This window comes from Pseudonocardia sp. ICBG162, from assembly GCF_020496225.1.
In the GTDB taxonomy this organism is placed as follows: domain Bacteria; phylum Actinomycetota; class Actinomycetes; order Mycobacteriales; family Pseudonocardiaceae; genus Pseudonocardia; species Pseudonocardia alni.
The window spans coordinates 1,553,851-1,566,296 of sequence record NZ_JAHLJD010000031.1 but is presented as its reverse complement, the minus strand read 5'-3'; the positions used below and the strand labels follow the sequence as shown (position 1 = coordinate 1,566,296).

Annotated in this window: 14 protein-coding genes; 11 read left to right on the top strand and 3 right to left on the bottom strand. The window is 73.1% G+C overall.

The annotated features are described in order from the left end of the window. Positions 1-39 precede the first annotated feature (39 nt). The 6 genes from KPL60_RS32325 to KPL60_RS32300 all read left to right on the top strand — a co-directional run bounded on the left by KPL60_RS32325 (position 40) and on the right by KPL60_RS32300 (position 5,396). Positions 40-1,026, top strand: coding sequence for an NAD(P)H-quinone oxidoreductase (locus KPL60_RS32325; RefSeq protein WP_226368140.1), 987 nt, complete (start codon positions 40-42; stop codon positions 1,024-1,026). Positions 1,027-1,041: 15 nt separating this feature from the next. Then, the gene (locus tag KPL60_RS32320) at positions 1,042-1,590 is read left to right on the top strand and encodes a bacterial proteasome activator family protein (RefSeq protein WP_226368139.1); all 549 of its coding nucleotides are present in this window, start codon (positions 1,042-1,044) and stop codon (positions 1,588-1,590) included. An 87-nt stretch (positions 1,591-1,677) separates the two neighbouring features. Beyond that, positions 1,678-2,544: an ABC transporter permease gene (locus tag KPL60_RS32315; protein WP_179761407.1), complete on the top strand. Its 867-nt coding sequence runs from the start codon at positions 1,678-1,680 to the stop codon at positions 2,542-2,544. Between the two features lie 6 nt (positions 2,545-2,550). Then, complete coding sequence (locus tag KPL60_RS32310) at positions 2,551-3,303, top strand: ABC transporter ATP-binding protein (RefSeq protein WP_226354598.1); 753 nt, start codon at positions 2,551-2,553, stop codon at positions 3,301-3,303. Further along, the gene (locus KPL60_RS32305) at positions 3,300-4,205 is read left to right on the top strand and encodes a glycosyltransferase family 2 protein (RefSeq protein WP_226368138.1); all 906 of its coding nucleotides are present in this window, start codon (positions 3,300-3,302) and stop codon (positions 4,203-4,205) included. Before KPL60_RS32310 ends, KPL60_RS32305 begins: the two co-directional genes overlap by 4 nt. Before the next feature lie 177 nt (positions 4,206-4,382). Further along, positions 4,383-5,396: a hypothetical protein gene (locus KPL60_RS32300; RefSeq protein ID WP_226368137.1), complete on the top strand. Its 1,014-nt coding sequence runs from the start codon at positions 4,383-4,385 to the stop codon at positions 5,394-5,396. Between the two features lie 24 nt (positions 5,397-5,420). On the opposite strand, the gene KPL60_RS32295 is transcribed toward KPL60_RS32300, so the two are convergent. Then, positions 5,421-5,876 (bottom strand): GtrA family protein, encoded by a 456-nt coding sequence (locus KPL60_RS32295; protein WP_308016874.1) that lies wholly within the window; start codon positions 5,874-5,876, stop codon positions 5,421-5,423. 160 nt (positions 5,877-6,036) lie between these two features. Here KPL60_RS32295 and KPL60_RS32290 point away from each other — a divergent pair, with 160 nt between their 5' ends. The 4 genes from KPL60_RS32290 to KPL60_RS32275 are packed head-to-tail and all read left to right on the top strand — an operon-like array spanning position 6,037 to position 8,568. Then, on the top strand, positions 6,037-6,648 hold the full coding sequence (locus KPL60_RS32290) for a hypothetical protein (protein ID WP_226368136.1): 612 nt from the start codon (positions 6,037-6,039) through the stop codon (positions 6,646-6,648). Continuing rightward, positions 6,645-6,962: a transcriptional regulator gene (locus tag KPL60_RS32285; RefSeq protein WP_226354594.1), complete on the top strand. Its 318-nt coding sequence runs from the start codon at positions 6,645-6,647 to the stop codon at positions 6,960-6,962. The genes KPL60_RS32290 and KPL60_RS32285 overlap by 4 nt, the downstream gene beginning before the upstream one ends. Further along, a complete protein-coding gene (locus KPL60_RS32280) occupies positions 6,959-7,831 on the top strand; it encodes an ABC transporter ATP-binding protein (protein ID WP_226354593.1) in 873 nt (290 codons plus the stop codon). Before KPL60_RS32285 ends, KPL60_RS32280 begins: the two co-directional genes overlap by 4 nt. Then, entirely contained in the window at positions 7,828-8,568 is a 741-nt protein-coding gene (locus KPL60_RS32275; protein WP_226354592.1) for an ABC transporter permease, read from the top strand. Before KPL60_RS32280 ends, KPL60_RS32275 begins: the two co-directional genes overlap by 4 nt. A gap of 9 nt (positions 8,569-8,577) precedes the next feature. Here KPL60_RS32275 and KPL60_RS32270 read toward each other — a convergent pair whose 3' ends face one another. Together KPL60_RS32270 and KPL60_RS32265 are read right to left on the bottom strand one after the other, a co-directional pair. Next, positions 8,578-9,168 (bottom strand): DUF1707 domain-containing protein, encoded by a 591-nt coding sequence (locus tag KPL60_RS32270; RefSeq protein ID WP_226354591.1) that lies wholly within the window; start codon positions 9,166-9,168, stop codon positions 8,578-8,580. Positions 9,169-9,186: 18 nt separating this feature from the next. After that, entirely contained in the window at positions 9,187-10,983 is a 1,797-nt protein-coding gene (locus KPL60_RS32265) for a hypothetical protein (RefSeq protein ID WP_226368135.1), read from the bottom strand. A 52-nt stretch (positions 10,984-11,035) separates the two neighbouring features. On the opposite strand from KPL60_RS32265, the gene KPL60_RS32260 reads away from it, so the two are divergent. Next, positions 11,036-12,442, top strand: a complete 1,407-nt coding sequence (locus KPL60_RS32260) for an FAD-binding oxidoreductase (RefSeq protein WP_226354589.1) — start codon at positions 11,036-11,038, stop codon at positions 12,440-12,442. Positions 12,443-12,446: the final 4 nt, after the last annotated feature.

Genomic DNA, 12,446 nt, shown 5'->3' with positions numbered 1-12,446 from the left:
GATCGCCGACGGGCGCGCCACGGAATACCGTCGGCTCCCATGTGGGCGATCACCCTGACCGAGTACGGCGGACCCGAGCAGATGACGTGGGCGGAGGTGCCCGACCCCGAGCCCGGCCCGGGCGAGGTCGTGCTCGACGTCGTCTCCTCGGCCGTCAACCGGGCCGACCTCCTGCAGGTCCAGGGGAACTACCCGGTCCCGCCCGGCGCGTCGGAGATCCTCGGCCTGGAGTGCGCGGGCCGGATCGCCGCGCTCGGTGACGGCGTGACCGGCTGGTCGGTCGGCGACGAGGTGTGCGCCCTGCTCGCCGGCGGCGGCTACGCGACGAAGGTCGCCGTCCCGGCCCCGCAGCTGCTCCCGGTCCCCGAGGGCGTCTCCCTGACCGACGCCGGCGGGCTGCCCGAGGTCGCCTGCACCGTCTGGTCGAACGTGTTCCTGGAGGGCCGGCTCGCCGAGGGCGAGACGTTCCTGGTCCAGGGCGGCTCGTCGGGCATCGGAACGCACGCGATCCAGGTCGCGAAGGCGTTCGGCGCGCGCGTCGCCGCCACCGCGGGCCACGCCGACCGGATGCGGTTCTGCCGCGACCTGGGCGCCGACATCGTCATCGACTACCACGACGACATCGCCGAGGAGCTGAAGAAGGCCACCGACGGCCACGGCGCCGACGTCATCCTCGACAACATGGGCGCCAAGGGCCTGGCGAACAACCTGTCCGCGCTGGCCCGCGACGGCCGACTGATGATCATCGGGATGCAGGGCGGGGTGAAGGCCGAGCTCAACATCGGCGCACTGCTGGCCAAGCGCGGCCACGTCTCGGCGATGGGCCTGCGCGGCCGCCCGGTCGACGGTCCGCACTCGAAGGCCGAGATCGTCGACGGCGTCCGGGAGAACGTCTGGCCGCTGTTCGCCGACGGCCGGGTGAAGCCGGTGATCTTCGAGCGCTTCGCGATGTCCGACGCCGCCGACGCGCACCGCAGGCTGGACACCGGTGGTGTGACCGGCAAGCTCCTCCTCGTGAACTCCTGAGCGGGCGGGTCCAGAATGGCGGGCATGAGCGACGAGCAGGAGACCCCCGAGGACCGGGTCGTGGTGGTCGGCGCCGACGGGCGCCCGGTGGGCATGGCCTCGGTTCCGCAGGACGACGAGGGGCAGAGCCCCGCGTCGATGGTGGAGCAGCCCGCGAAGGTCATGCGGATCGGCACCATGATCAAGCAGCTGCTCGAGGAGGTGAAGGCCGCGCCGCTGGACGAGGCGTCCCGCGAGCGGCTCAAGGAGATCCACGAGAACTCCGTCAAGGAGCTCGAGGAGGGCCTCGCGCCGGAGCTGCGCGAGGAGCTGCAGCGGCTCAGCCTGCCGTTCACGGCGGACAAGATCCCGTCGGAGGGTGAGCTGCGGATCGCCCAGGCCCAGCTGGTCGGCTGGCTGGAGGGCCTGTTCCACGGCATCCAGACCGCGTTGTTCGCCCAGCAGATGGCCGCCCGTGCCCAGCTGGAGCATATGCGTCGCGGGCTGCCCCCGGGCGTCGGCGGTGGGCCGGAGCAGGGCGGCGTCCCCGAGGGCATGGGCCGGGGAACCGGACAGTACCTCTGACGCACGTCGACGACCTGCGGTTTCGCGGTGTCCCGGCCGGGGCCTCCCCTGCCGGGCCCGCGGACGGCGTCTGAGTACCCTCACCGGGTGGCCGTGACCGTGACCGACGAGCCGGGTGACGTCGTCGACCCGTCCGAGGTGTCGAGCCCCCGCAGCTGGCGGCGGGCCTTCGCGGACCTCGCCCAGGGCTGGCGGCAACGGCCGCTGTGGGGCTATCTCGGCTGGCAGGACATCAAGCAGCGCTACCGCCGCTCCGTCCTGGGACCGCTGTGGATCTCCATCAGCATGGGCGTCATCGCCCTCGGCCTGGGGATCCTCTACTCGGCGCTGTTCCAGATCTCGCTGGCGACGTTCCTGCCGCACGTCGCCGTCGGGCTGCTGATCTGGAACTTCGTGTCCGGCTGCATCCTCGAGGGCAGCGAGGTCTTCATCGCCAACGAGGGCCTGATCAAGTTCCTGCCCGCCCCGCTGAGCCTGCACATCTACCGGCTCGTGTGGCGGCAGACGCTGTTCTTCCTGCACAACCTGGTCGTCTGGGTCGTGCTGATGATCGTGTTCCCGCATCCGCTGGGGCTGTCGACGCTCCTGGCGATCCCGGCGTTCGTGCTGCTGGCGATCAACGGCGCCTGGGTCGCGATCCTCGCCGGGATCCTCGCGACCCGGTTCCGGGACATCCCCCCGATCATCGCCAGCGTCACCCAGCTGGTCTTCTACCTGACCCCGATCGTCTGGTCGGTCGACATCCTCAGCGACAACCCGGCCGCGCGCGAGCGCGCCCAGCTGGTCGAGCTGAACCCGGTCTTCCACTTCGTCGAGATCGTGCGCCAGCCGCTGCTCGGCCAGGAGATCGTCGGCCGGTACTGGCTGGTCACGGGCGTGATCACGATCGTCGGCTGGGCCGCGGCCCTGATCTGCCTGCGCAACTACCGCTCCCGCGTCGCGTACTGGGTGTGAACCTCTGTGACTGAACCCCGCATCCGGATCGACCGCGCCGCCGTCGACTTCCCGATCTTCGACGCCAAGACGCGGTCGCTGAAGAAGGCCGTCCTCGGCAAGGCGGGCGGCCGGATCGGCACCGACGCCAAGGTGCCGATCATCGAGGCGCTGCGCGACATCACCGTCAGCCTGGACAAGGGCGCCCGCGTCGCGCTCGTCGGGCACAACGGCGCCGGCAAGTCCACGCTGCTGCGGCTGATGGCCGGCATCTACGAGCCCACCCGCGGCCGCTCGCTGGTCCGCGGGAAGGTCGCGCCCGTCTTCGACCTCGCCGTCGGGATGGACCCGGAGATCTCCGGCTACGAGAACATCCTGATCCGCGGCCTGTTCCTGGGCATGACGCGCAAGCAGATGGAGGCGCGGATCGACGACATCGCCGCCTTCACCGAGCTGGGCGACTACCTGGAGATGCCGCTGCGGGCGTACTCGACGGGTATGCGGGTGCGGCTCGCGCTCGGCGTCGTCACCTCGATCGACCCCGAGATCCTGCTGCTCGACGAGGGCATCGGCGCCGTCGACGCGGAGTTCCTGAACAAGGCCCGCGACCGGCTCCACGAGCTCGTCGACCGCTCCGGGATCCTGGTCTTCGCCTCGCACTCCGACGAGTTCCTCGCCGACCTGTGCGACACCGCGCTGTGGATGGAGCACGGGACGATCAAGGAGTACGGCCCACTGCACGACGTCCTCGACCACTACAAGGGGCGGACCCCGTCGTGACCGGACCGCTCCCGCCCGGCTCGGTCGTCGGCGTCATCGTCACGCGGCACCGGGCCGAGCTGCTCGTCGACTCGCTCGCGGCGATGGCGAAGCAGACCCACCCGCTGGCGCACCTGATCGTCGTCGACAACGGGCCGGACCTGCCCGCGCGCGACGCCGTCGAGGCCTGCCCGCTGCCGACGACCTGGCTCCCCTCGTGGTCCAACCTCGGCGGTGCCGGCGGCTTCGCCCTGGGGATGCTGCACGCACTCGCCATGGGCGCGGACTGGATCTTCCTGGCCGACGACGACGGCCACGCCGCCGACGAGTCCACCCTCGCCACGCTGCTCGACGTCGCGTCGCGGCACGGGCTCGCCGCGGTGTCCCCGGTGGTCGCCGACAAGGCCGACCCGGACCGCCTCGCCTTCCCCCTGCGCCGCGGCGTCACCTGGCACCGGTCCCGCTCGGCGCTGGGCCCCGACGACCTGCTCCCCGGGATCGCCTCGTTCTTCAACGGCGCCCTCTTCCGGGCCTCCACGCTGGAGGTCATCGGGGTGCCGGACCTGCGCCTGTTCGTCCGCGGCGACGAGGTGGAGATGCACCGCCGGATGGTCCGGTCCGGGCTGCCCTTCGGCACCGCGCTGCAGGCCACCTACCTGCACCCCTACGGCTCCGACGAGTTCAAGCCGATGCTCGGGGGGCGGCTGCACGCCCAGGACCCGGGCGACGAGGTCAAGCGCTACTACACCTACCGCAACCGGGGCTACCTGATGTCCCAGCCCGGGATGCGCAGGATCGGCCTCCTGGAGCTGCCGCGGTTCGCCTGGTACTTCCTGGTCACGAAACGCGACCCCCGAGGGTTCCGCGACTGGCTGACCCTCCTGAAACAGGGCCGCCGGGAACAGTTCCACCGCGCCCCCTGACCGTCGCCCCCACAGCCCACGATCTGGCGTGGCGACCGGTGACGTCGTGCGGCGACCACCGCGGCGGGTGCCGCGGGATGTGACGGGTCGCCACGAACCTGTCCACAACCGGCAGGTTCATCCACAGGGCGGTGGGGATGTCGGTGGCCGGTGTCGGGCGGCGGCAGTGTCGGGGGCATGGATCGCCTCGACCACCTGCCTCCGGATCCGGCCGGGCTCCTGCACCGGTCGGCGTTGCTGGGCGCGGGCCTCGCCGTCGACGAGATCGACCGCCTCGTCCGCGCCCGCGTGCTCGTCCCGGTCCGGCGGGGCTCCTACCGGCTCGGTGACGACCAACCGCGCTCGCCGGTGCAGGCCCACCTGCTCCGAGCCCGGGCCACCGCGCCGCACCTCGCTCCCGGCTCGGTCCTCGGCCATGTCACCGCGGCCCTCGTCCTCGGGCTCCCGGTCTGGAACCTGCCTCTCGACCGGGTGCACGCCGTACGGGAACGCAGCACCGGTGGCGGCCGGAACCGCCATGGCACCTCCGTGCACCGGGCTCCGCTACCGGCCGACGACGTCCGCGAGCTCGACGGCCTGCTGGTCACCTCGCCGGCCCGGACACTCGTCGACCTGGCTCGGACGGTGCCCGCCGAGCAGACGCTGGTGACGGTCGATGCGGCCCTGCACCAGCACGTCCGGCCGCGACCACGGTCCGAGCCCCCGCCGGCCGGCGCGACCACGGTCGACGAGCTGTCCGAGGTGCTCTCCCGGTTCGGCGGACGCGTCGGTACACCCGCGGCACGGCGTGTCGTCGCGCTGGCAGACGCCCGCTCCGAGAGCCCCGGTGAATCGCGTAGCCGGTTCCGGATGCACCTCGCGAGCCTCCCGGCCCCGGCGACCCAGTGGGAGGTCCCCGGTCTGCCGTTCCGCACCGACTTCGCCTGGCCGGAGCACGGAGTGGTCGGGGAGTTCGACGGCCGGGTCAAGTACGGCCGCTCGCTGCGGTCCGGTCAGGATCTCGGTGAGGTGCTCTGGGAGGAGAAGCGGCGGGAGGACCTCATCCGTTCCGCGGGCCTGACCGTCGTGCGATGGGTCTGGTCCGACCTCGCCGACGGCAGCATGGTCGCCCGCCTCGCCCACGGTCTCGGGACCACACGGCACCCCGTCACGTCGCGTGGCACCCCACGCGGCGGTCGCCGCGCGACGTGACCGGTCGCCACGCTCGATGCGGGGTCAGTTCTTGAAGATGACCCAGCGCAGCATGACGAAGTTGATCGCGGTGGCCGTACCCTGCGCGACCAGCCAGGCGAGGCTGGTGTCGTAGGTCAGCGGCGGCAGCAGGTGCAGGACCAGGGAGTTCACGCCGACGTTCACGGCGAAGGTCGTGCCGTAGAGGGCCACGAAGCCGGCGAACCTCGCGCGGCCGCCGGTGTTCGCGCCGGTGAAGGTGAAGCGCTTGTTGAGCAGGTACGCCGTCGTCGTACCGAGGATGAAGCTGATGCCCTTGGCGAACGGCACCCACAGGCCCGCGTTCAGGAGCAGGTGGTAGACGCCGAAGTCGACGATCGCGGAGAGCACACCGATCGCGACGAAGCTGCCCAGCTGGCGGACGAGGCCGAGGCGCGGGGCCGGGGCGTCGGCCGGACCGGTGGCCGGGGGCTCGGCCCGGGTGGGCTCGGTGGCGGTCACCCATCGAGGGTAGCGGCGCGCGCCGCAACGACGGCGTCGACCCACCGGAGCGCAGGTCGTACCCCTCCGACCTGCCGATCCGTACGCGGCCGTGGACAACACAGTGCACTTTGCCGTACAAAGTTGATGACAGAGCAAACCAGTTGGCAGTGGGGGAAGCATGCAGGACCGGACGGACACCGACGTCGACGACCAGCCGCCGCGCTCACCGGCCGACGCGCTCGCGATCATCGAACGCGAACAGGCCCGGCAGATCCCGCCGTACTGGATCTTCTATCTGATCTGGGGCGCGGCCTGGGCGGTCATCGGGCTCGCCTGGTTCGCTAACGGGACCGGCGCGGTCACCGCGACCACCGCGGGCGTCCTCACGGGGCTGGCGATCGCCGGGGGGTCGATCGGCAGCGGTCTGGTCGGCGCCCGGATGGGACGCGGCGTCACCGGGCCGAGCCAGCTCCACGGCGCCCTCTACGGCTGGGTGTGGCCGGTGGCGATGATCGGCGTCGTCGCACTGACGGTCGGCCTGGGCCGGCTCGGGGCGCCGGTCGGGTTCGCCATGCCCGCGCTGTTCGTGTTCGTCACCGGCGGTCTGTTCGCGGTCGGGGCCGCGGTCTGGCGCAACATCCCCGACTACGCGCTCGGGCTCTGCCTGCTGGTGCTCGGCGCGGCGCTGCCGTTCGTCCCGGCGCCGTGGCACGCGCTGGCACTGGCCGTCGTCGGCGGGGGCGCACTGGTCGCCACCGGGCTGTGGACGCGGGCGCGGGCGGTCCGGTGACCGAGCTCGACCCCGTCATCCACGCCCAGGCCCGGCTGCGGGTCACCGCCACCCTCGCCGCCCTCGACGACGGCGACCGCATGACCTTCCCGCGCCTGCAGGAGCTGCTCGGCATGACCGCGGGCAACCTGTCCACCCACCTGCGCAAGCTGGAGGACGCGGGCTACGTCGCGATCACCAAGACCCACCAGCGGCGCACCCCGGTGACCTTCGTCGAGCTGACGAGAACGGGCAGGCGGGCCTTCGAGGACTACACGGCCGCGCTGCGGACGCTGCTCGACCCGGCCGCCGACCCGTCGGAGGTGCCGTCGTGACCGCACCGGTGGAGCTGCACGGGGTGACCCGCCGCTACGGCGACACCGTCGCCCTCGACGACGTCGACCTCGTCCTGGAGCCCGGCAGTCTGACCGGCCTGCTCGGACCGAACGGGGCGGGCAAGTCGACGCTGGTCAACCTCGTGTCCGGGCTGCGCCGACCGGACACCGGCACGGTGCGGCTGTTCGGCGGGGACCCGCGCGACGCGGCGAACCGGGTCGCGCTGGGCACCACCCCGCAGCAGACCGGGCTGCCGGACACACTGCGCGTCGGGGAGATCGTCCGGTTCGTCGGCGCCCACTTCCCCGACCCGGTCGGGGCCGGTGAGCTGCTGGAGCGCTTCGGCCTCGACGGGCTGGAACGACGCCAGGCGGGCGGGCTGTCCGGCGGCCAGAAGCGCCGCCTCGCACTCGCGCTCGCGTTCATCGGCCGCCCCCGGCTGGTGCTGCTCGACGAGCCGACGACCGGCCTGGACGTCGAGGGCCGCCGTGCCCTGTGGGACACCGTGCGCGCGTTCCACGCCGGCGGCGGGACGGTCCTGTTGACCACCCACTACCTGGACGAGATCGAGTCGCTGGCCGAGCGCGTCGTCGTCCTGGCGGGTGGCCGGATCCGCGCCGACGGCGACGTCGACGCCGTCCGCGGGGCCGTCCGGGTCGGGCGGGTGTCCTTCCGTGCGGCGGCCCTCCCCGACCTGCCCGGCGTCGAGCGGACCGAGCGCGACGGCGACCACGTCACCCTGCACACCGCCGACGCCGACGAGCTGGTCCGCACCCTCGTCCGGCACGACGTGCCCTTCACCGGCCTGTCGGTGTCCCGGGCGTCGCTGGAGGACGCGTTCCTGACCCTGACCGGAGGCCCGTCGTGAGCATCGCCGCAGCGCACGCCCGCTACCTGATCCTGGAGCAGCTGCGGATCCCGGTCGCGGTGCTGTCCACCGCGCTGTTCCCGGCCCTGACCCTGTGCTTCTTCGTGCTGCCGTTCGACTGGGGCGACGACCCGGCCGCGGCGACCCGCGCGGTCGCCCAGCTCGCGTTGTTCGGCGTGCTCAGCGGGTTCCTGTTCACCTTCGGCGTGGGCGTGGCCGACGACCGGGAGAAGCCGTGGGACCCGTACCTGCGGACGCTGCCGGCGCCGCCGTCGGCCCGGGTCCTGGGGCGGCTCGCGGTCGGGGCGCTGTTCGCGCTGCTCGGGATGCTGCCGGTGGTCGTGCTGGGGGCGCTGCTCACGCCGGCGTACGTGGAACCGGTGCGGCTGCCGCTCGCGTTCGTGACGCTGCTGGTGGCCGGGCTGCCGTTCCTGTTCGGCGGGCTCGCGATCGGCTACTCGCTGCCGACCAAGGCCGCGCTGCCGGTGACCCAGCTGGCGTTCTTCCCGATGGCCTTCGGTGGCGGGCTGCTGCTGCCGCCGGAGCTGTTCCCCGGCTGGCTGGCCCGCGCGACCGAGGTGCTGCCCACCCGCGGGGCCCGTGACCTGCTGCTCTGGTCGCTCGGCGGACCGGTCCCGAGCGGTCTGGCGCTGGGCGCGTTCGCGGTGTGGACGGTCGGGCTGGCGCTGCTGGTGGGCTGGGCGTACCGCCGCGACGAGGGGCGCCGCTTCCGATGAGCCCGGCGCTCAGAAGTGGCGGCCGGCGAAGGTGTAGCGGGGCCGCACCGTGACCGAGCCGGCGGCCGTCCGGCCGTAGACGCGGAAGTGCGGGCGGCCGTGGACGGCGCGGCTGGGCATCTTCGAGCGGACCGAGCCGTACTGGGAGACGAGGCCGTCGACGTCGGCGGTGGCGTTCTCCGGGACCAGCAGCCGGGCCGACCCGGCGCCGAGCTCCAGCTCCACCTCGACGACGGGCATGGGCAGCTGCGCGTCGCAGAAGTCCAGCAGGACCGCGCCGAGCGAGGTCTGCACCCGCAGCCGGGCCGGGACCGCCCAGTCGCCGCGGCGCTTGACCCCGCCGACGCCGCCGCGCAGCACGGTCGGTGGGCCGACGGGGGTGGCGAGAACGTCCGCCGAGAGGTTCAACGGGTCGCCGGGCAGGTCGGACAGCACCGGCACGAGATCGGAGCCGAACCGGGCTCCGTAGACGACCGACAGCCGCTCCTGCAGCTCGTCGACCGAGATGCGGCCCTCGGCCATCGCGCGGTTGAGCCGCTCGGCGACGCGTTCGCGGTCGGCGTCGGAGATCCTGATCTCGTGGCTCCCCGGACCGGTCACCCGTCCAGCCTAGATCGGTCAGCCGACCGGGGCCGTGCCGGGCAACCGGAACAGCCACACCCCGCCGTCGAACCGGCCGGGGTCGCCGGTGACCCGCCGGGTCCAGTCCAGCGCACGGGCCTCGTCGCCGCCGGCGTACCCGGGGACGAACACGACGGCGGTGATCCCCAGGTCGCGCAGCTCGCGGTGGGCGGCGGCGGTGTAGTCGTCGCTGGGGTCGTTCTTGCCGTCGGCGACCCACTGCGCGCCGATCTGGTAGCGGTTCCAGCGGGACTGGATCGCGACGTCGTCCTGCGGGTCGGAGGCGATGAAGTAGCCGCCGCGGATGCGGAACGCGGGGCCGGAGGCGGCCTGCCAGCGCAGGCCCTGCGCGCCGTCGTCCCAGGCCGCGGTGATCCGCGGGTAGATCTCGACGACGTCGGCCGGGCCCAGCGGCGCCGCCCCGGCCGCGAAGAAGGCGGGCACCGGCGCGGGCCGGACCTCCTGGGCGTCGGCGGGCAGCCAGGACACCACCGCCAGCGCGGTCAGGGCGACGGCACCGACAGCCGTCGCCGGGGTGTCGAGCGGCATCCGGTCCACCCACAGCGCGACGACGACGGCCACGCACAGCGCCGTCACCACCTGGATGCGGACCGGCTCGACCTCCGACAGCAGCGGCACCTCGGCGAACCCGAGCCAGGGCAGCGGGATCCCCGTGTAGTCGCCCAGCAGCACCACGCTCGTGCCGAGCGAGGCGACCCAGGACAGGAACCCCACCGCGGCGACGACCCGCAGCGTCGTCGACCGGACGACCAGCACCGCGACGACGACCAGCGCCAGCACGGCGAGACCGACGTAGCCGCCCTGCTCGCCGATGTGGCCGCCGAGCTCGGTGTCGACGCCGTCGCGCGTCGTCCGCACGGCGGTCAGCCGGGTCGGGACGAGCAGGTTCGCCAGGTCCGCGCCGGTGGCGTGCACGTTGCGGATCGCGCCGCGCGGGCGGTTCGGCCCGGCCAGCACCAGATACAGCGGGTACGCGCCGAGCACCACGAACACCCCGACGCAGGCCAGCCCGGCCCGGACCAGCCCCGGCAGCTGCGCGCGGACCCGGCGCGGGAACCGCAGCGCGAGCACCACCGCGGTGACGACCAGGAAGATCACGCCGATGGCGAGGGTCTGGGTGTAGAGGACGAGCTGCCCGACCAGGGCGAGCCCGGCCAGCGCGCCGACCCGCCACGGCCGGCGCAGCGGCCCGCGCGCGAACAGGTGGTGGGCGAGCAGCAGGAGCAGCGGCGGCAGCACCGACCACGTGAGGTTGAGGTGCCCGGCGATCGCGTGCGCGAGGTGGAACGGGGAGAAGGCGTACAGCGCACCGGCGATCCCGCGGGCGGCCCAGCCGCGGCCGGTCCGGCCCACGTACGGGCCGAGCGCGGCGACCAGGACCAGGCCGGAGACGACCGGACCGAGGACCAGGCCGACGTTGAACGCGGTCACCGAGCCCGCGACCAGGGTCACCGGGGCGAGCGCCAGCGCCAGCAGCGGCACCGCGGTGTTCCACAGCGCGTTCAGCCCGTACGGCCAGTGCATCCAGTCGGTGACCAGTGGGTTCTGTCCGTGCGTCACGGCGAACGGGAACCAGTGGATCCACCAGGCGAACATGTCGGCGTCGGCGGTGACGTGCCCGATCAGCAGGCCGCCCGGGTCGGCGAGCACGCGGCGCTGCAGCCACAGCGAGACCAGCAGGTACCCGAGCCCGAGCAGCACGTACAGCCCCGCGGTCGCGCCCCGGCGCCGCGCCGGTGGCAGCGGGAGGCGGACCTGCCGCTCGTCGAGCACCCGCCCAGGGTCGCACCCGTCGTCGTCGGTGCGCCTCGCTACCCTGGCGACGATGACGGACACGACCGTTCCCAGCAGCACCAGGACCGACGCCCCCGCGCGACGGACCGCCTCCCTGCACGGCTGGGGACGGACCGCACCGACGATCGCCCAGCTCGTCACCCCGCGCGACGCCGAGGACGTGGCCGAGGCCGTCCGCACGGCGGGCGAGCGCGGCGTGATCGCCCGCGGGCTCGGCCGTTCCTACGGCGACCCGGCGCAGAACGCGGGCGGTGTCGTCCTCGACATGCCGGGCCTGAGCCGGATCCACGCCATCGACCCGGACACCGGCGTCGCGGACGTGGACGCGGGCGTCAGCCTGGACCAGCTCATGCGGGCCGCGCTGCCGCTCGGGCTGTGGGTCCCGGTGCTGCCGGGCACCCGCCAGGTCACGATCGGCGGGGCGATCGGCGCCGACGTGCACGGCAAGAACCACCACACCAAGGGCAGCTTCGGCAACCACGTCGAGTGGCTGCAGCTGGTGACCGCGGACGGCTCGGTCCGCGAGCTGACCCCGTCCGGGCCGGACTCGGAGCTGTTCTGGGCGACCGTCGGCGGGATGGGCCTGACCGGCGTCATCGTGCGGGCGAAGGTGCGGCTGCACCGGACCGAGTCGGCGTACTTCGTGGTCGACACCGACCGCACCGACGACCTCGACGGCCTGCTGGAGCTGCTCACCGACGGCTCCGACGACACCTACGGCTACTCGGCCGCCTGGTTCGACACCACCGCGACCGGCGCCCGGATGGGCCGGTCGGTGCTGACCCGCGGCTCGCTCGCGACCGTCGACCAGCTCCCCGCGAAGCTGCGCTCCGAGCCGCTGAAGTTCGACGCGCCGCAGCTGCTGACCTTCCCGGACGTCTTCCCGAACGGGCTGGCCAACAAGCTGTCGCTGACCGCGTTCTCCGAGCTGTGGTTCCGCAAGGCCCCGAAGCGCCAGCGCGGCTCGGTGCAGAACATCACGGCCTTCTACCAGGTGCTCGACGTGTTCGGGGACTGGAACCGGGTCTACGGCTCGAAGGGCTTCCTGCAGTACCAGTTCGTCGTCCCGATGGGGGCGGAGACCGAGCTGCGCCGGATCCTGGAGAAGATCGCGGCGTCGCCGCACAAGTCCGGGCTGAACGTGTTCAAGCGCTTCGGCGCGGGCAACGACGCACCGCTGTCGTTCCCGACGAAGGGCTGGACGATCACCGTCGACTTCCCGATCGCGAACGGGCTGTCCCGGTTCTGCACGGAGCTCGACGAGATGGTGCTGGCCGCCGGCGGGCGGCTGTACCTGGCGAAGGAGTCGCGCACGTCGCCGGAGGCCTTCGCCGCCGGCTACCCGCGGTTCGCCGAGTGGAAGGCGATCCGCGACGGCGTCGACCCGGCCGGCGTCTTCGCCTCCGACATGTCCCGCCGCCTCGCACTGACCCTCTGACGTC

Bases quoted from the DNA above. Each gene is read 5' to 3' on its own strand.
- KPL60_RS32320 (WP_226368139.1), top strand. From the start codon at position 1,042: ATGGCGGGCATGAGCGACGAGCAGGAGACCCCCGAGGACCGGGTCGTG.
- KPL60_RS32290 (WP_226368136.1), top strand. From the start codon at position 6,037: ATGCAGGACCGGACGGACACCGACGTCGACGACCAGCCGCCGCGCTCA.
- KPL60_RS32325 (WP_226368140.1), top strand. From the start codon at position 40: ATGTGGGCGATCACCCTGACCGAGTACGGCGGACCCGAGCAGATGACG.
- KPL60_RS32300 (WP_226368137.1), top strand. From the start codon at position 4,383: ATGGATCGCCTCGACCACCTGCCTCCGGATCCGGCCGGGCTCCTGCAC.
- KPL60_RS32260 (WP_226354589.1), top strand. From the start codon at position 11,036: ATGACGGACACGACCGTTCCCAGCAGCACCAGGACCGACGCCCCCGCG.